This is a genomic window from Asaia astilbis JCM 15831 (genome assembly GCF_000613845.1).
GTDB classification, from domain to species: Bacteria; Pseudomonadota; Alphaproteobacteria; order Acetobacterales; family Acetobacteraceae; genus Asaia; species Asaia astilbis.
The window spans coordinates 1-17,945 of the sequence record NZ_BAJT01000003.1 but is presented as its reverse complement, the minus strand read 5'-3'; the positions used below and the strand labels follow the sequence as shown (position 1 = coordinate 17,945).

14 protein-coding genes, 2 tRNA genes and 1 pseudogene are annotated in these 17,945 nt (G+C 58.6%); 2 read left to right on the top strand and 15 right to left on the bottom strand.

Going from position 1 to position 17,945, the window contains the following annotated elements:
• Positions 1-7: 7 nt before the first annotated feature.
• From JCM15831_RS16125 to JCM15831_RS02700, 15 genes and pseudogenes are all read right to left on the bottom strand, one after another.
• Positions 8-720: pseudogene (locus JCM15831_RS16125) on the bottom strand (ABC transporter ATP-binding protein).
• Complete coding sequence (locus JCM15831_RS02760; RefSeq protein ID WP_025822562.1) at positions 713-1,960, bottom strand: lipoprotein-releasing ABC transporter permease subunit; 1,248 nt, start codon at positions 1,958-1,960, stop codon at positions 713-715. Before JCM15831_RS02760 ends, JCM15831_RS16125 begins: the two are co-directional and overlap by 8 nt.
• 2 nt (positions 1,961-1,962) lie before the next feature.
• Complete coding sequence (gene proS / locus JCM15831_RS02755) at positions 1,963-3,288, bottom strand: proline--tRNA ligase (protein WP_025822560.1); 1,326 nt, start codon at positions 3,286-3,288, stop codon at positions 1,963-1,965.
• A 70-nt stretch (positions 3,289-3,358) separates the two neighbouring features.
• Positions 3,359-5,005, bottom strand: coding sequence for a ribonuclease J (locus JCM15831_RS02750; RefSeq protein WP_025822558.1), 1,647 nt, complete (start codon positions 5,003-5,005; stop codon positions 3,359-3,361).
• 36 nt (positions 5,006-5,041) lie between these two features.
• Positions 5,042-5,833 (bottom strand): type III pantothenate kinase, encoded by a 792-nt coding sequence (locus tag JCM15831_RS02745; protein ID WP_025822555.1) that lies wholly within the window; start codon positions 5,831-5,833, stop codon positions 5,042-5,044.
• A gap of 10 nt (positions 5,834-5,843) precedes the next feature.
• A complete protein-coding gene (locus JCM15831_RS22295; RefSeq protein ID WP_232227979.1) occupies positions 5,844-5,924 on the bottom strand; it encodes a hypothetical protein in 81 nt (26 codons plus the stop codon).
• The gene (locus tag JCM15831_RS16120) at positions 5,921-6,571 is read right to left on the bottom strand and encodes a biotin--[acetyl-CoA-carboxylase] ligase (protein ID WP_051528266.1); all 651 of its coding nucleotides are present in this window, start codon (positions 6,569-6,571) and stop codon (positions 5,921-5,923) included. The genes JCM15831_RS22295 and JCM15831_RS16120 overlap by 4 nt, the downstream gene beginning before the upstream one ends.
• A 22-nt stretch (positions 6,572-6,593) precedes the next feature.
• Positions 6,594-6,668, bottom strand: a tRNA-Val gene (locus tag JCM15831_RS02735).
• A gap of 49 nt (positions 6,669-6,717) precedes the next feature.
• Positions 6,718-7,002, bottom strand: coding sequence for an HU family DNA-binding protein (locus JCM15831_RS02730; RefSeq protein ID WP_025822553.1), 285 nt, complete (start codon positions 7,000-7,002; stop codon positions 6,718-6,720).
• A 281-nt stretch (positions 7,003-7,283) separates the two neighbouring features.
• Positions 7,284-9,614 (bottom strand): endopeptidase La, encoded by a 2,331-nt coding sequence (gene lon / locus JCM15831_RS02725; RefSeq protein ID WP_269530317.1) that lies wholly within the window; start codon positions 9,612-9,614, stop codon positions 7,284-7,286.
• 299 nt (positions 9,615-9,913) lie between these two features.
• The gene (gene clpX / locus JCM15831_RS02720) at positions 9,914-11,182 is read right to left on the bottom strand and encodes an ATP-dependent Clp protease ATP-binding subunit ClpX (protein ID WP_025822549.1); all 1,269 of its coding nucleotides are present in this window, start codon (positions 11,180-11,182) and stop codon (positions 9,914-9,916) included.
• Positions 11,183-11,386: 204 nt separating this feature from the next.
• Complete coding sequence (locus tag JCM15831_RS02715; RefSeq protein WP_035773782.1) at positions 11,387-12,025, bottom strand: ATP-dependent Clp protease proteolytic subunit; 639 nt, start codon at positions 12,023-12,025, stop codon at positions 11,387-11,389.
• A gap of 142 nt (positions 12,026-12,167) precedes the next feature.
• The gene (gene tig / locus JCM15831_RS02710) at positions 12,168-13,499 is read right to left on the bottom strand and encodes a trigger factor (protein WP_025822545.1); all 1,332 of its coding nucleotides are present in this window, start codon (positions 13,497-13,499) and stop codon (positions 12,168-12,170) included.
• 102 nt (positions 13,500-13,601) lie between these two features.
• A tRNA-Leu gene (locus JCM15831_RS02705) sits at positions 13,602-13,686 on the bottom strand.
• A gap of 27 nt (positions 13,687-13,713) precedes the next feature.
• The gene (locus JCM15831_RS02700; protein WP_025822543.1) at positions 13,714-15,171 is read right to left on the bottom strand and encodes a bifunctional ADP-dependent NAD(P)H-hydrate dehydratase/NAD(P)H-hydrate epimerase; all 1,458 of its coding nucleotides are present in this window, start codon (positions 15,169-15,171) and stop codon (positions 13,714-13,716) included.
• A gap of 131 nt (positions 15,172-15,302) precedes the next feature.
• Here JCM15831_RS02700 and JCM15831_RS02695 point away from each other — a divergent pair, with 131 nt between their 5' ends.
• Positions 15,303-15,755, top strand: coding sequence for a hypothetical protein (locus JCM15831_RS02695; RefSeq protein WP_025822541.1), 453 nt, complete (start codon positions 15,303-15,305; stop codon positions 15,753-15,755).
• Positions 15,756-16,312: 557 nt separating this feature from the next.
• Positions 16,313-17,945 (top strand): DEAD/DEAH box helicase (locus tag JCM15831_RS16115; RefSeq protein WP_408735015.1); only part of this gene is annotated, 1,633 nt, incomplete at its 3' end.

The window sequence follows — 17,945 nt, the reverse complement described above, 5'->3', positions numbered from 1 at the left end:
GGATGTATCAGACCCGCTCCGTGGCGACATCCCTTTCTTTATTTCGCGATGATCTGCCATCCCGCAGCGTCACAACCCGGTCCATCCGCGAAGCTAGCTCTTCATTATGGGTCGCGATCAGCGCGCCGACGCCTTCGCTGCGCACGGCATGAAGCAGCTCGTCAAACACAGTATCGGAGGTATGCACATCGAGATTGCCGGTCGGTTCATCTGCCAGGAGCAGTTTCGGACGATTGGCCAAGGCACGGGCAATCGCCACACGCTGTTTTTCCCCGCCTGAGAGCTTGCCAGGAAGATTCTGCAAACGATGCGCCAGGCCAAAACGTGTCAGCAGATCGGTCGCCCTCGCCTTCGCGTCTCGCGCTGTCACCCCCGCCACATGCTGGGGCAGCATCACATTTCCAGCGCTGAAAATTCGGCCAGCAGGTGATGGAATTGATAGACGAAACCGATTTCGTCGCGCCTGATCTGCGTCCTCGCCGTGTCGCTGAGATTTCGTGTTTCGCGACCTGCAATCCGCACAGCCCCGTCCTGCGGTGATTCAAGAAGTCCCGCGATATGAAGAAGGGTCGATTTACCCGTGCCACTCGGGGCCACAAGGGCCACAATTTCACCCGGGTATAGATCGAATGACGCTCCCTTGAGGATCTCCAGCGTCTCGTCGCCTGACCTAAATCGTCTGGTGACACCCCCAAGGCTCAAAACAGGCGTATCACTCATGGCGCAGAGCCTCGATCGGATCGGTCTTGGCTGCACGCCAGGACGGATAAAGTGTGGCGAGGAAGGACAGTGCCAGAGACATGACCATCACCTCGATGACCTGAGACCAGACCAGCTTTGCCGGCAGATGCTCGAGATAATAGAATTCCGGATTAAACAGACTGGTATGGGTCAGATGTTCGACCCCGTGCTGAATGCGCTCGATATTAAGGCAGAAAACCACACCTATCCCAAACCCGATCAACGTGCCGGACACCCCGACCGACGCACCGCACATCAGGAAGATACGCATGATGGCGCCCCGGCTCGCGCCTAGCGTGCGCAAGACTGCGATATCGCGCGTCTTGTCCTTGACCATCATGATCATGGACGAAATCACATTAAAGGCTGCGACAAGAATGATGAGCGTCAGGATCAGGAACATCACGTTCTGCTGGACGGTCAGCGCACCCAGAAACGCGTTATTGCTCTGCGTCCAGTCCATCACCCGCAATCTCGGATCGTCCAGACGCTGGGCAATGGCACGCGTAACGGGTGTCACTTCCAGAGCATCTTTCGTGGCGACCTGAATGAGCGAGACCGCATTCGGCATCATCAGAAAACGCTGGGCGGCTTCCATAGGCATAAGGACAACGCTGGTGTCGTAATCGTTCACACCTGCATCGAATACCAACGCCACGCGGTAGGCGCGAACCCGCGGCATCGTGCCGAACGGTGTCGCGCGACCTTGCGGTGAAAGAAGAGTGACCTTGCTCCCGACGCTCAAACCGGCGCGTGCTGCCAGGGTGGCACCGACTGCAACAGCGTCATCGCCCTGAAAATCAGAAAGCTTGCCGTCGATCACAGTATCACTCAGCGCATGCAGATCGCGCAGATCGTCAGGGGCGATGCCCCGAACCACCCCACCTGTGGAATAGCTCCCGGCGTCGATCAGCACGGTACCCTCAGCCATAGGGGTGACACGGGTGACGTTTTTCACGCCCTTGATGGCCACGACATCGTCCTGATAATTCGTGATGCTGTGACCGGCGCTGAAGATGTTCAGATCGCCATTGAGCCCGAGCACGCGGCCCATCAGATCGGCACGAAACCCGTTCATCACCGCCATGACGATGATGAGAGTCGCAACGCCAAGCGCAATCCCGATCAGCGAAAAAATGGCGATGATGGAGACGAAACGTTCACCGCGACGGGCGCGCAGATAGCGCCCTGCCACCACGCGCTCGAAGCGATTGAACATGATCAGGCGACTTCCTTGCCCAGCACCTTCGCCAGCGCTTCCTCAGCCGACAACTCGAAACGCTCGCCAGTTGCGCGACGCTTGAGCTCAACCTTGCCGTCCTTGGCACCGCGAGGTCCGACAATCATCTGCCAGGGATGGCCCATAAGATCGGCATCGTTGAACTTCACCCCGGCGCGCTCGCCACGGTCATCATAGAGGAACGCATCGGGCGCCGCCGCATAGAGCTTCTCACACAGGGTATCGACGGCTTCGTCGCCCGGCTTGAGGCTGAGAATGGCTGCTCGATAGGGCGCGACTGCATCCGGCCAGATGATCCCGGCCTCGTCGTGGCTGGCTTCGATGATGGCGCCTGCCAGACGGGAAACGCCAATGCCGTAAGACCCCATTTCGGGGAAGAACTGGTTGCCATCCGCGCCACTGACCGAAATCCCCATCGATTCAGTGTATTTCGTGCCGAAATAGAAAATATGCCCGACTTCGATACCGCGGCCTTCGCGACGACGATCGGCAGGCACGTCATCCCATGCTTTTTCGTCATGCATCTCATCGGTCGCGGCATAGAACTTGGTAACACCGCTGAAGAAGCTCTCCAGGCTCGCATGGTCGTTAATGTCGACCGTTTCCTTGAGCCAATCCTGCTCCTCGAGCGCCGCATCGAAAAACACACCGCTCTCACCAGTCGGAGCCAGAACTAGAAATTCATGGCTCAGATCACCGCCAATCGGCCCCGTATCTGCCTTCATCGGCACGGCGCGCACACCCAGCCGCTGGAACGTCCGCAGATAGGCCAGCATCATGCGGCGATAGGCCGCCACAGCATCTTCATAAGACGCATCGAAGGAATAGGCATCCTTCATGAAGAACTCGCGGCCGCGCATCACGCCAAAGCGCGGGCGAAGCTCATCGCGGAATTTCCACTGGACGTGATACAGAGCCTGAGGCAGCTCGCGATACGATTTAACGACCTGACCGAAGAGATCGGTGATCATTTCCTCATTGGTCGGTCCATAAAGCAACTCGCGGTCCTGACGATCGCGAATACGCAGCATCTCCGGTCCATAAGCATCGTAGCGCCCCGAGCGGCGCCACAGCTCGGAAGACTGCACGGTCGGCATGAGCAGTTCCTGAGCGCCTATCGCATTCTGCTCTTCCCGCACGATCTGCTCGATATTACGGAGCAGACGCAGGCCAGCGGGCAGCCAGGCATAGATACCGGCAGAGGTTTGACGCACCAGCCCGGCGCGCAGCATCAGGCGATGCGAGGCAATCTGCGCCTCGGCTGGGACTTCTTTAAGAGTGGGCAGGAAACCGCGGGACAGACGCATCAGGCTTGAACCATTCTAGAATAACATTACGCGCCGCCAGGGGCGCGTTCATGGGCTTTTTGCTGCGGAATCAGACCCGCAGCAGATGAACATCCACCAAGGGGCGCTTTTGCAATTTGCGCCCCAAAGCGCGACGCAGCGCCGTCTTAGCCGCTTCACGGAACGTCGTGTCATCACGACGCAGATCATCGGGAATTTCGTCGATTGCGTCGGCGAATTCTTCCGAAATCCGCGTGCTTTCCGGATCTTCAGCCTCCAGCAGACCAGGCGCGCTGATCTTGGGCATACCGATCACATAGCCTTCGTCATCGACGGCGAAGCTCGCAATGACCATGCCATTGAACAGCATCTTGCGGCGCGCCGCCAGAACGCCCCCGGTCATGGGAAGCAGACGTCCACCGTCAAGAGCCAATCGTCCCGTCGGTGCGGTGTCGACAACTTCGGCATGATCCGGGCCCAGGCGCAACAAATCGCCGTCTTCCAGAAGGATCGCTTCCGCCCCTGTATCGCGCGCAAGCGCTGCATGGGCCGTAAGATGACGCCATTCGCCATGAGTCGGCACACTCAGTTTCGGGCGGACAAGGCTGTAAAGATGACGCAGATCATCAGACGTTGCGTGGCCAGACACATGGACGAGATGGTCCTTGTCGGTCAGCACCGTGGCGCCACGGCGGGTCAGGTTATCCTGCACTGCCATCACGGCCTGCTCGTTGCCGGGGATCATTCGCGAAGAATAGATCACCGTATCCCCCTCACCCAGCGCGATATTCGGATGCACATCAGACGCGATGCGCGAGAGCGCGGAGCGCGGTTCCCCCTGGCTGCCAGTGATGATCATCAGCAGACGGTTATCGGGAACCGAGTTGGCTTCACGCTCATCAAGAAAGGGCGGTATATCCTGAAGATAGCCGCATTCACGCGCTGCTACTTCGAGGTTACGCAGCGAACGCCCGACAACCATGACCTGACGCCCCGCGGCCTTTGCCGCACGCGCAATGGATTCCACACGCGCAACGTTACTCGCGAAGCAGGTGACCGCTACACGACCATGAAGGGTCTTGATCAGCCCGGCCATGGAGTCACGCACCTGGCCTTCAGTGCCCGAGATGCCCTCGCGGAAAACGTTGGTGCTGTCGCAGACCATGGCCAGAACGCCTTCGTCGCCAAGTGCGCGGAAGGCTTCAAGATCGGTCAGAGGGCCGACGACGGGCTCGTTGTCGAGCTTGAGATCACCCGTATGCACGATGGTGCCATAAGGCGTGCGCAACACCAGAGACTGCGCCTCGGGAACGGAATGCGTCACGTTGATGAACTGCAGATCAAACGGACCGACATCGAAACGACCGCCCATCGGAATGGTGTGGATCGTCACCTGAGGCAGCAGATGGGCCTCACCCAGCTTGCGACGCAGCACGGCCGCCGCAAAAGGTGTGGCATAGATCGGGCAGCGAAGCTGCGGCCACAGATGAGCCACGGCTCCAAGGTGATCTTCATGCGCGTGGGTAATAACGAGACCACAGAGGCTCTTGTGGCGCTCTGCGATGAAGAGCGGATCCGGCATCAGAATCTCTGCTTCGGGGGTGTCGTTCCCCGAAAATCCGATACCGCAATCGATCGCGAGCCATTTGCCATCGAGGCAATAGAGGTTGAAATTCATACCGATCTCACCCGTCCCGCCGAGAGGCAGGAAAGCGAGACCCTTTTCAGTCACTGACATTCAAAAATCCTAAAAACATACAAAGTACACACACCATCATCCCGGTGCCGGAATAAATTCGCTCAACGAATTGCGCGCAGCCAAAAGGCGCAGCCCATCGAGCGTGAGAGTAGGAGCAACATGCTGGAACAGATTTGTTCCTTCGGAAAACAGAGGGGCGAGCCCCCCAGTCGCAATCACTTTGATCGGCGTGACCATCTCAAGCGCAATGCGCGAAACGATCCCTTCGACCAGACCGACATAACCCCAGAACAGGCCAGAACGCATCGCGACCGACGTATTGCGTCCAATCGCTGAAGACGGACGACCAACGCTGATCCTCGGCAAGCGTGCCGCTGCCTGATGCAACGCTTCGAGCGAGAGATTGACACCAGGCGCGATCGCACCGCCGCAAAAGGCACCATCCTGATCGACAACGTCGAATGTCGTGGCCGTTCCGAAATCGACGACCACCAAAGGGCCGCCGAAGAAGTGCTGGGCTGCCAGACCGTTGAGGCGACGATCGACGCCGACTTCAGAGGGCGTATCGACCTTGAGAGGATACCCCCAATCCAGAGAGGTATTCGCGATCAAAGGCTCGACGCCGAGCCATTCGCGGCAAAGCCGGCGAAGGTGGTACAACGCCGCAGGAACAACGGTCCCGATAATCGCTCGTGAGACGTCTTTGGGCTGGAGGCCGGAGCGCTCGATCAGACCCAAGAGCCAGACAGCATACTCGTCGGACGTGCGCTGGTCATTGGTCGAAATGCGCCAAGTGCCACGCCATTCTCTGCCGTCATGCACGGCGAAAACGATATTGGTATTACCAGCGTCGACAACGAGGAGCACAGACCGTCCTTCACCCAAGCAGTAGAATATCTCCCGCCGCGAACGTCTGTATCTCGCCCTGGTCGGTTTGAAGCAGAAGTCGACCGGTCAGATCGAGCCCTGCGAAGAAACCCTCAATATAGTTCTCCCCCCTCTGAACCGCAAGCCGGGAACCCGCGCGTGCGCCCGGTCGAGCCAGGCAGTCCGGATCGGCTCAAAGCCCCCCCTCTCCCACCGGCTCAGCCAGAGCGAGAACTGATCGAGAATGCTTCTGGCCAGAGGCTCAGGAGCCGCAACACCCCCAAGCGCAGCCACAGAGACGGTTTTGCGCCCTTCGATAACGGGCGCTGACTGCAAATTGGCTCCAATCCCGACAACGATCCAGGCATCTTCTGCCGAGCCACCGCTCTCGATCAGGACGCCGCAGAGCTTCGCATCATGGCAGATGATATCATTAGGCCATTTCAACCGCAGCGGCGCGTCTGGCAGTACGCAGGTCAGTGCCTCATGCGCCGATAGTGCAATAATGAAAGGCAGAACCTGCATGAGTGCGTCTCTGCGCGGATATCGGCAAAGGAAAGAAAAGGAGAGGTTACCCTCCGGCGCAGCCCAGACGCGGCCACGTGTTCCACGCCCAGCACTTTGACGAAAAGCTAAAACAGCCGTTCCGTTGGAGGCTCCGTTCTCAGCTTGCAATTTGCAGAAATCTGAGGTCGACCCAAGTGTATCGTAACACGTCAGGGACCAGGGGAAGCTCATGACTCTTCCAAAAACTGAGGAATGGTGGGCGATGACGGGATTGAACCGCCGACCCTCTCGGTGTAAACGAGACGCTCTACCGCTGAGCTAATCGCCCTCAGGACAGGAAGCGTCGAATCGCTGCCTGTCGTGAAAGTGGGGATACGTTAACTCACGGAATCCTTCAAGCCCTTACCGGGACGAAACCGCACGGAAACCGATGCGGGGATGTCGATTTCCTCACCCGTACGCGGATTACGGCCCTTGGCTGCCTTGCGCGTCGTCGTGGCGAACGAACCAAAGCCAACCAGTCTTACTTCCTGCTTGCGCGCCAGAGCTTCTTCAATACTTGCAAAGACTGCCTCGACGACATCCCCAGCTTTTGCCTTCGGGAGGTCTGCTTTTTCCGCGACCGTTGCGATCAGCTCTTGTTTGTTAAGCGGCTTATCCATCTCGTTCCCTCACGAAAATCCCTACGATCCGGCCTGCTGCCGACCTCACGACATGTTCTCAAGGCACTATGGAGCCGCTATTCTTCAAGTCAACCGAAGAGACTGCGTCAAAACGACGGTATTTAACGCTTTAATAAGGGCTGCGTCTTTCCTGCCATGCCTGACAAAAAGGGGCACCCCATGTGGAGTGCCCCTTCTCTCTTTACTTCAGGTCAAATGCGTCACTACTCGGCCTGTGTCTGTGGGCGTCGGCCCGGCTTAGTGACACAGACCGGGCAACATCAATGTGGCAGTTGATTGCTGGGCTTGTCAGCCTCTCGACCAGCAGGAACGTCTTCCTCTTCCTCCCACTCGATGGCTTCTGGCGGTCGTACCAAAGCGGCAGCCAGAACCTGATCGACATGGGAGACTGGGATAATCGTCAATGCTTGTTTGACGTTAGTCGGAATCTCGGCGAGATCCTTCTCATTATCCTTGGGAATGAAAACCGTGCTGATCCCGGCGCGGGTCGCTGCGAGCAGCTTTTCCTTCAAACCGCCAATCTCGAGCACACGTCCTCTCAGCGTGATTTCTCCGGTCATCGCAACGTCGCGACGGATGGGAATACCCGTCATCACACTGACGATCGACGTGGCCATGGCGACACCTGCGGACGGACCGTCTTTGGGTGTTGCGCCTTCGGGAACGTGCACATGGATATCGCGCTTCTCGAAGATCGAAGGCTTGATACCGAAAGACTGTGAACGGGACCGAACATAAGAGACAGCCGCAGACACACTCTCCTGCATGACCTCGCCAAGCTTACCGGTTGCCTTCACCTGACCCTTGCCCGGGAGCAACACGCTTTCGATCGTCAGAATTTCGCCCCCAACCTCGGTCCAGGCGAGGCCAGACACCATGCCAACCAGGTCTTCCGTCTCGGTTTCGCCATGCTTGAAACGACGCACACCCGAGAAATCTCCCAGATTTTCCGCAGTAACCGCAATGGTTTCCACAGACGTCGTGACGAGGCGCTTGACCACACGGCGCGCGATCTTGGCGATCTCACGCTCAAGGCTACGCACACCGGCTTCGCGGGTGTAGTGCTGAATCAGGCTGCGCAATGCGTCATCACTGATCGACCACTCATGCGGCTTGAGATTGTGAGCCTCAGCCTGCTTGCCGACCAGATGCTGACGCGCGATCTCGACCTTTTCGTCTTCCGTATACCCGGAGAGACGGATCACCTCCATGCGATCCAGCAAAGGCTGGGGCATGTTGAGGCTGTTGGCCGTCGTCACGAACATGACATCCGACAGGTCGTAATCAACCTCAAGATAATGATCGTTGAAGGTGCTGTTCTGTTCTGGATCGAGCACCTCAAGCAGAGCTGAAGACGGATCACCGCGCCAGTCCGATCCGAGCTTGTCGATTTCATCGAGCAGGAAAAGCGGGTTGGACGTCTTCGCCTTCTTCATGCCCTGCACGATCTTGCCCGGCATGGACCCGATATAGGTACGGCGATGTCCGCGGATTTCGGACTCGTCATGCACACCACCAAGCGACATGCGCACATATTGGCGACCTGTCGCTTTGGCGATGGAGCGCGCCAGCGAGGTCTTGCCAACACCCGGCGGACCGACGAGGCACAGAATTGGGCCCTTGAGTTTCTGCGAGCGCGTCTGCACAGCCAGATATTCGAGGATCCGTTCCTTGACCTTATCGAGCCCGTAATGCTCAGCCTCAAGAACTCCTTCAGCCGCGGCGAAATCACGCGAGACCTTCGAGCGCTTTTTCCAGGGGATGCTGAGAATCCAGTCGAGATAGTTCCGAACGACCGTCGATTCAGCCGACATAGGACTCATGCCACGCAGCTTGCGCAGTTCGCCCAGAGCTTTCTCACGAGCTTCCTTGCTCAGACGGGTCTTGACGATGCGCTCTTCAATTTCGGCGGTCTCGTCACGTCCGTCCTCACCCTCGCCGAGCTCCTTCTGGATCGCCTTGAGCTGCTCGTTCAGATAATACTCGCGCTGCGTCTTCTCCATCTGGCGTTTGACGCGGTTGCGGATCTTCTTTTCGACCTGCAGGACGCCGATTTCCTGCTCCATATGAGCAAAAACCTGCTCAAGGCGCTGACTCACCGAGCCGCCCTCGAGAATATCCTGCTTCTCCGAAATCTTGAGATTCAGATGGCTCGCAATCGTATCGGCCAGCTTCGAGAGATCCTCGATCTGGTTGAGCGACACCATGACTTCCGGCGCAATTTTCTTGTTGAGCTTGATATATTGCTCGAACTGGGAAATTGCCGTGCGGCCGAGCGCCTCGACTTCCTTACCGGTTTCCGGGGCGTCTGCGACCTCGTCGATTTCCGCCTCGAAATGCCCGTCGACATCATGGAATTCCTTAATGCGCGCGCGACGGACACCCTCGACGAGCACCTTCACCGTGCCATCAGGCAGCTTCAGAAGCTGTAAGATCGTGGAGACGGTTCCGAAACGATAGATGTCATCGGCCGGCGGGTCATCCTGCGACGCGTTTTTCTGAGCAACGAGCAGAATCTGCTTGTTATCCCGCGTCACTGCCTCAAGCGCGCGCACTGATTTCTCACGCCCAACAAAGAGCGGCACAATCATATGGGGAAAAACAACAATATCGCGCAGAGGCAGGACTGCGATGGTCTCGTTCTGCTTCGACTTGGTCTGGGTTGCCTTGGCTTGCCCTGCCTTCGCTGCCGCGCCGGTCTTGCTCGCTGCAGTCTTCCTCTTTTTTTCACTCATAAAACTCTGATCTCCTTAAGGACGATCTCGGCGATGTCACCCGAAATATGGCGTGATCGACGCCGCGTCTGTTCTGCCTAGCTCAGCAGGATTCTCTTCATATGAGAACGAGGGGACGGTGCAGCAAGTCAGCCCTTCGTTCTCATTTCATTCTTTCAGGCGGACTGCTCTGCAGGTTCGGCCGTTTTGCCCTTGCCATAAACGTAGACAGGCGTGGCCCGGTTTTCTGCGACATCCTTGTTAATCACGACTTCTTCCACCCCTTCGAGGCCGGGCAGATCGAACATCGTCCCAAGAAGGATCGCTTCCATGATCGACCGCAAGCCACGGGCACCCGTCTTGCGGGCGATGGCACGCTGAGCGATCTGGACCAGCGCATCATCCGTGAAGGTCAGGTCGACGCCTTCCATCTGGAACAGACGCTGATACTGCTTCACCAGCGCGTTCTTGGGCTTGGACAGAATGGCAACGAGCGCCTCCTCGTCCAGATCTTCCAGCGTCGCGACGACCGGAAGACGCCCGATGAACTCGGGAATCAGACCGAATTTCAGCAAATCTTCTGGCTCGACATCATGCAGCACAGCTCCGAGACGGCGGTCATCGGGATTTTTGACGTCCGCGCCAAAGCCGATCCCCGATCCCTTGCCGCGAGCCGAAATAATCTTATCGAGACCGGCAAAAGCGCCACCGCAGATGAAAAGCATATTGGTCGTATCGACCTGCAGGAATTCCTGCTGAGGATGCTTGCGTCCGCCCTGAGGCGGAACAGAGGCAACCGTGCCTTCCATCAGCTTGAGCAGCGCCTGCTGCACACCTTCACCACTCACATCGCGCGTGATCGAGGGGTTGTCCGATTTGCGCGAAATCTTGTCGATTTCGTCGATATAAACGATGCCACGCTGAGCACGCTCGACATTGTAATCGGCGGCCTGAAGCAGTTTTAGGATGATGTTTTCGACATCTTCACCCACATACCCTGCTTCGGTCAGCGTCGTTGCATCGGCCATCGTGAAAGGCACATCGAGAATACGCGCCAATGTCTGGGCGAGCAGCGTCTTGCCTGAACCGGTCGGTCCGACAAGCATGATGTTGGACTTCGCAATCTCGATCTCGTTGCTCTTCTGGGAGTGAGCGAGACGCTTGTAGTGATTATGCACAGCCACCGACAACGCACGCTTGGCGATGAACTGGCCGATCACATAATCATCGAGAACCTTGCAGATTTCCTTAGGCGTCGGCACACCGTCGCGCGACTTCACAAGGTGGGTTTTGTGCTCTTCACGGATAATATCCATGCACAGCTCGACGCATTCATCGCAGATGAAAACGGTAGGACCGGCAATGAGCTTTCGCACCTCATGCTGCGATTTGCCGCAGAACGAGCAGTAAAGGGTATTTTTCGAATCGCCGGTCTTGTTATTCATCGCTGCTCCTCCTCCCCGATCGGATCGGCCATACGACCGGACCACGACAGGGGGAATTCCAAACTTAAGCCAGGCGATGAGAGCCCGGCAAGCCCCTCCGGCCAGAGGCAAAAAAAGGACCTTTCGGCCCTGTTCGCGGCGCCGCCAACAGCGACCCCGCTCAAGGTCCGGCGAGAGGGCCGGACCTCACAACCGGGAACAAGGTCAAGCCTGTTCGGAAACGCTCTTGGGACGCGCCTGCACAACCTCGTCAACAAGACCGAAGGCCTGAGCTTCATCAGCCGAAAGGTAGCTGTCGCGCTCGAGCTTCTGCTCGATTTCTTCAAGCGTACGTCCCGTGTGATGACGATAGATCTCGTTCAGACGCTGACGGATCAGTAGAATTTCGCGTGCCTGAATCTCGATGTCGGAAGCCTGCCCCTGAGCGCCGCCTGAGGGCTGGTGCACCATCACGCGAGCATTTGGCAGGCAGAAACGACGTCCCTTCTCGCCAGCGGCGAGCAGGAGAGAGCCCATCGATGCGGCCTGACCGATGCAGACCGTGCTTACGGGGCAGCGGATATACTGCATCGTGTCGTACATGGCCAAGCCAGCCGAGACCACACCGCCAGGACTGTTGATGTAAAAGGAGATTTCCTTGCTCGGATTGACGCTCTCCAGATAGAGAAGCTGAGCCGAGATCACCGCAGCCACCTGATCATAGACAGGGCCGGTCAGGAAGATAATCCGCTCCTGCAGGAGACGGGAATAGATATCGAAAGCCCGTTCGCCGCGTGACGTCTGCTCGACGACCATCGGCACGAGCGCATTATTGAAGACCTCGACGGGATCGCGATCTCTCATGAGCATTTCCGTTCCTAACTGTCACCGGCCCTGACGGGGCCGGTGAATGACTTCTTTCATCTTGGTATCGTCACCATGAACGCCTAGAGCCCGTCCGTCAAAAAACGAACGGACTCCAAGAGTCGCAGCGCGAATCAGATGATCAGAGGTCGGCCGGCGGAATCTCTGCCAGCTCTTCCGGCGTCACTTCCTTTTCTGTGACCTTGGCCAGCTCGATCAGATAATCGACGACCTTGTTCTCCAGAATCGGGCCGCGAAGACCGTCAGCTGCCTGCGGGTTCTTGGTGAAGAACTCGAACACGGCCTGTTCCTGGCCCTGATAACGCATGGCTTCCTGACGGACGGCCTGCATCAGCTCTTCACGCGACACGGTGATTTCCTTCGTGCGGCCGATTTCTGCAAGCAGCAGTCCGAGCTTCACGCGGCGCTCGGCAATCTTGCGATAATCGGCGCGAAGGGTCTCTTCGTCCTTGCCTGCGTCTTCCTCGTCCATCTCACCGGATGCGCGGTCCTGCTCGACACGCTGCCAGATCTGACCGAACTCGCTCTCGACCATGCTCTCAGGCGCTTCGAAATCCGTCTTGCTGGAGAGAGCATCGAGCAGTTCACGCTTGATGCGAAGACGTGACAGCTGCACGTACTCGTTCTCAGCCTGCTTGACGATGATGTCGCGCACCTGGGCGATGTTTTCGAAACCGATCTTCTTGGCCAGCTCGTCATCGAGCGTGGGGTCAACCGGCGTCTTCAGCGCATTCGCCTTGATGTCGAAGGTCGCTTCCTTGCCGGCCAGTTCCTTGGCCTGATATTCGGCGGGGAACGTTACGGTGATGACCTTCTCGTCACCAGCCTTGATGCCTTCGAGCTGCTCGGCAAAACCGGGAATGAAGCCATCGCCGCCGATCTCGACATTGACGTCCTGCGCGGTACCGCCATCGAACGGCGTGCCATCGAGCTTGCCCACGAAGTCGCAGTTGACGACATCACCCGTACGGGCTGCGCGGTCTTCCTCAATCGCCTCGAAGCTGCGCTGACGCTTGGCCAGCTCGGCAAGAGCCTTGTCGATCGTCTCGTCAGCCGGCTTGGCCGTCAGACGGGTCAGCTCGAGACCGGACAGATCCGGAACCGCAATTTCAGGAAGGACTTCGAGTTCGATCTTGAATTCGAGATCGCCTTCGCCTTCGCCACCAGACACGAGATCGACCTTCGGCTGAACCGCTGGACGCAGCTTGTTGTCGTCGAGGACCTTGTTGGTCGCTTCGTTGACAGCCTGCTCCATGATCTCGCCGTTCAGCGCGGCGCCGTAGCGCTGCTTGACGAGCGATGCGGGCACCTTGCCCGGACGGAAGCCAGGGACGTTGATCGTACGGCCGAGCTCGGCGAGACGAGCGTTACGGCGCGCCTCCAGATCGCCAGCCGGCACAGTGACGGTAAAGCCGCGCTTCAGACCTTCGGATTGCGTTTGGGTAACCTGCATCTGTCAGGCGATCCTCTATTGACCGGGTTGCCATCGGGGCCCCGCGCCCGGCTTCATCGCAGCACAGGCAAGGCGGAAAGCCCCGACTAAGGAGAAAATTTTTGGTACGGGCGGAGGGACTTGAACCCCCACGACTTGCGCCACCAGAACCTAAATCTGGCGTGTCTACCAATTCCACCACGCCCGCACACGCGGTCCAGCCGAAGCCAGTCCGTCAAGCGCGCCGCTTTACAGCAAGTTCACCGGTTCCACAAGCCAGCTCGATGGCCTTGGCGCGCGCATCCCCCAAATGCGCGTCGAGCGCTTCTGCAATCGGCCAGTGCCCCGCCTGCAAGCCCGCCTCCCCGTGAACCCAGACGCCCGCGCAGGCTGCTTCCCACGGGGGCATTCCTGCAGCGAGCATCGTACCAATGACCCCGGCAAGCGTGTCGCCCGATCCCGCTGTCGCCAAAGCCGGACTCGCATGATCGTTCAAGGCGACGTGCCCATCTGGTGCAGCGATCACACTGACCGCCCCCTTGAGAACTACCACGGCCCCGAGTTCTGCCGCAGCCCTGCGCGCGGCAGAGACAGAATCGTCATCTGGTGGACCAAAGAGCCGGGTGAATTCTCCGATATGGGGCGTGATCACGGAGACACCACGCAGCCTCTCAGGCTCATTCCCCGCCCAGCCCAGCGCGCTGGCATCGGCGAGGACGATCTTATCTGCAGCCAGCAGGAGCGGCAGGCAGGCATCAACCTCTTCAGGGGTCAAACCCGGACCGCAAAGCCAGACGGCTCTTCTCTTGTCTTCGAGTAAGGAAACAAGTGATGCGTCATCAACAACAAGACCGGGTGCCCCGAGACGGTAAGAATCGGCTCCCTCCCCTGCATTGATCCTAACGAGGCCCGCCCCACTTGCCCGTGCACCAGCCGCAGCAAGTCGTGTCGCACCGGGCATGACACGCCCGGCACAGAGGCTGACGACGCCGCGAGTGTATTTATGATCCTGCGGGGTCATCGCAGGGATGCGCCAAAGCCCGGGGACATTCAGCCAGATATCGGGCGCAGCATGAGAAACACATTCTTCAGGCATGCCGATATCCGCACATATCGTCTCGCCACACTTCGCGCGCGCAGGATAAAGCACATGCCCCGGCTTGGGGCGAACGAATGTGACACTCATCCGATAGTCCGGGCCATCAGCCAGAAGCGCGCCTGTCGTCCCATCGACCCCGCTCGGCAGATCGATGGCAACGAGTGCTTTTGCCGCACGCAACACACTCATAACCTCTTCCGACGGCGGTCGATCCAGCCCAGCGCCAAAGACTGCGTCGATCACAAGGTCAGCACGCGCCGCATTCTGTGCAGAAAACCCGGTTCTTAGCCCTCGAAACTGCCTGCTAGCCTCGCCTGCAGCACTTCCCTCGCGCGGAGGGGAAAGAGCAGCCACCTGCACCGGCCAACCCGCACGCTCAAGATAGCGCGCCGCAACATACCCATCGCCGCCGTTATTTCCGGGTCCGCACAGCACCAGTACGCGACGGGGTGTAAAGCGCGCACGCACGGCCTGCGCCACCGCCCACCCGGCGCGATCCATCAAGCCAGCGATCCCGATGGTCTCGCTGGCTTTTCGATCCATGACGGCGCATTGCGCCGCCGTGAGCAAGGCGAACTGCAGCTCTGGCTTCATGATCGTTTCAATCCCCTGTTGATGATTCCGCGCATGGTGCTAGGGAACGTCCCAGAAACCACCGGTATCCCGGATCCCCTGCTTTTGAAGCTGCGATGTTTTCAGGAGCGGCTATTTTACGTGGAGAAGACATGTCGAACCCGTATCTCTGGAGCGTCATCCTCGCGCTCCACCTCCTGTGCATGGCCTACTGGATCGGTGGCGGCCTCTATGCGGCGATCGTCAGCCGCAGCACCGTCGCACTTCTTGAGCCCGCCCAGCGACAGAATATCCAGATCCAGCTCATCGCGCGCTATTTCCGCACGCTGCTCCACATCGTACCCACAGCGCTTGTGACGGGCTGGCTGCTGGTCATCCATATGGGTGGGTTCGGTGTCATGAGCCTGCCGATCAATATCATGCAGGGCCTGGCGCTCATCATGGCGCTACTTTTCGTAAGCAGCTATTTCGGCCCTTTCCAGGCTCTTCGCCGCGCCATTCGCCCGCAGCCCGCCCTCTTCAACAAGGTAAGACAGCGCGTCATTCTGATGGTCGCACTCGGCGTCCTGACCGTGTTCTTCGCCGCTATGGGCGGAGGCGTCTGACAACAAAGCGTGTCGACTCCGTAGCCAGAACCGATAAACACCCGCGCTTGCGTCGGAGCAACGCAGAGAGACCCGGAAATTCTTGCCTTTTGCAGGATTTCACGATAACGCACTGGCAGTTGGCCAACACTCTGCGTTGGCCCATCTGTAATCATGCGATGCCTGAGCCTCGCATTATTTCTAGACCTTCATAGTTATCAGAGAGCAGTTTGACCGCAAAATCGACCGCAGGTTCCGCAAAAACCTCCCCCACCCGAAAAAAACGTTCCTCCTCAAAAACGGAAAACGCTGTGGTGGAGACCGTAACGGGATCCCAGACCCGGGACGCAGAGCCTGACGCACCTGCCGTCGACGCTCAGGTCAAGGCATCGTCTGCCCGTAAGCCGCGTGCCACCGTCGTCAAGACTGGTGTGAAATCAGGCGCTGTAAAAGTGTCACGCACCCGGACGACAGCCACGAAATCGGAAGCTGAGGAAACGCCGCAAGCAGCACCTGCCGAAGCGCCACCCGTTAAGCGCGGACGTGGCCGCCCTCGCAAGACTCCGCTTGCTGCAACGATTACCGAAACGGCTGAGACTCAAAGCGTCGATGTGGTGGCTGATACCAAAGGCAAGACCACACGCAGCAGAAGCTCAACCGCTTCCAAATCTGCTGCGGCGAAGAAGTCTGAAACCACTCAGGCAATTACGATCGCTGCTGACGACAATGCTGTCGGTTCGACGCCCAAAGCCACGCGGAAACGCGCTGTCACAACAGCAAAAGCAAAAGTGGCTGCACAGGAAAACGCCCCTGTCCCAGCACCGAGTGTCGCCGAAGACATCGTGCAGCCCGCTCCAAAACGCGGTCGTCGCAAGCGCGTCGCCCCATCTGCTCAGAGCGAACAAGCTATTGCGGCCGAGACCGTGCCGACGAAGAGCGAGCCTGCTGCGACTGCGATAAGTGAAACAGAATCCCCGAAGCCGCTGTTCTCAGAGCTGGGCCTCTCGGCGCCGATCATGCGCGCCATTGAGGAAATGGGCTACGAGCATCCAACGCCGATTCAGGCACGCGCTATCCCCGTCGTGCTCGGGGGACAGGATGTGCTTGGCGTTGCCCAGACCGGTACAGGCAAGACAGCCTCCTTTACCCTGCCCATGCTTGAGCGTCTGGCCGGATCACGTGCCCGCGCCCGGATGCCTCGCTCGCTTATCCTCGAGCCGACACGTGAGCTCGCGCTTCAGGTTGCTGAGAATCTGACGCTCTACGGCAAGCATCTGCGTTTGAACCATGCCCTGCTGATTGGCGGAGAAAGCATGGCCGACCAGCGCGCCGTGCTCAATCAGGGCGTCGATATCCTGATCGCGACCCCGGGTCGTCTGATGGATCTGTTCGATCGTGGTGGCCTGTTGCTGACTCAGACCAGCATTCTGGTTGTGGATGAGGCTGACCGCATGCTCGATATGGGGTTCATCCCCGATATCACGCGCATTGTTTCGCTGCTGCCCGCGCAACGCCAGACGCTGCTTTTCTCAGCCACCATGGCTCCAGAGATCCGCACCCTCGCCGATCAGTTCCTGCGCCTGCCGGAAGAGATCACGGTGTCACGCCCCTCTTCCGTCGCTACGACGATCGAAGAAGCGCTTCTCGTGGTTGATGAGACCGAAAAGCGCCGGGTGCTCCGCAAGCTCTTGAAGCGGGAAGCCGTTCAGAACGCCATCGTGTTCTGCAACCGCAAGCGCGATGTAGATGAGCTTTACAAATCCCTGCACAAGCACGGATTTTCTGTCGGCCATCTTCACGGGGATCTGGCTCAGTCGCTACGCTTCAAGACCCTCGAGCGGTTCAAGACCGGCGAAGTTCAAATTCTGGTATGCTCCGACGTCGCAGCACGCGGCATCGATATCGGCGGTCTGTCGCACGTCTTCAATTTCGATCTGCCGTTCAATGCGGAAGATTATATCCATCGCATCGGACGCACCGGACGTGCTGGCAAAACTGGCCACGCCTATAGTATGGCCACCCCGCGCCAGAAGCAGCTGGCCGAAGCAATTGAAAAGCTGAAGCATGCCGCGATCCCTGTGATTGAGATCGAGGGCATCGAAACCCTGCCTTGGGCCGATCCGGAGCAGGAAGGTGAGCAGCCCGACCGCCGCGAGAGACGCGGCAAGGATCGCGGCGCTCGCAACCAGCGCCAGACAGAAAACCGCGACC

Coding starts and splice junctions, on each gene's coding strand:
- JCM15831_RS02760 (WP_025822562.1), bottom strand. CDS start 1,960: ATGTTCAATCGCTTCGAGCGCGTGGTGGCAGGGCGCTATCTGCGCGCC.
- proS (WP_025822560.1), bottom strand. CDS start 3,288: ATGCGTCTGTCCCGCGGTTTCCTGCCCACTCTTAAAGAAGTCCCAGCC.
- JCM15831_RS02750 (WP_025822558.1), bottom strand. CDS start 5,005: ATGTCAGTGACTGAAAAGGGTCTCGCTTTCCTGCCTCTCGGCGGGACG.
- JCM15831_RS16120 (WP_051528266.1), bottom strand. CDS start 6,571: ATGAGCTTCCCCTGGTCCCTGACGTGTTACGATACACTTGGGTCGACC.
- JCM15831_RS02730 (WP_025822553.1), bottom strand. CDS start 7,002: ATGGATAAGCCGCTTAACAAACAAGAGCTGATCGCAACGGTCGCGGAA.
- lon (WP_269530317.1), bottom strand. CDS start 9,614: ATGATTGTGCCGCTCTTTGTTGGGCGTGAGAAATCAGTGCGCGCGCTT.
- clpX (WP_025822549.1), bottom strand. CDS start 11,182: ATGAATAACAAGACCGGCGATTCGAAAAATACCCTTTACTGCTCGTTC.
- JCM15831_RS02715 (WP_035773782.1), bottom strand. CDS start 12,025: ATGAGAGATCGCGATCCCGTCGAGGTCTTCAATAATGCGCTCGTGCCG.
- tig (WP_025822545.1), bottom strand. CDS start 13,499: ATGCAGGTTACCCAAACGCAATCCGAAGGTCTGAAGCGCGGCTTTACC.
- JCM15831_RS02700 (WP_025822543.1), bottom strand. CDS start 15,171: ATGAAGCCAGAGCTGCAGTTCGCCTTGCTCACGGCGGCGCAATGCGCC.
- JCM15831_RS02695 (WP_025822541.1), top strand. CDS start 15,303: ATGTCGAACCCGTATCTCTGGAGCGTCATCCTCGCGCTCCACCTCCTG.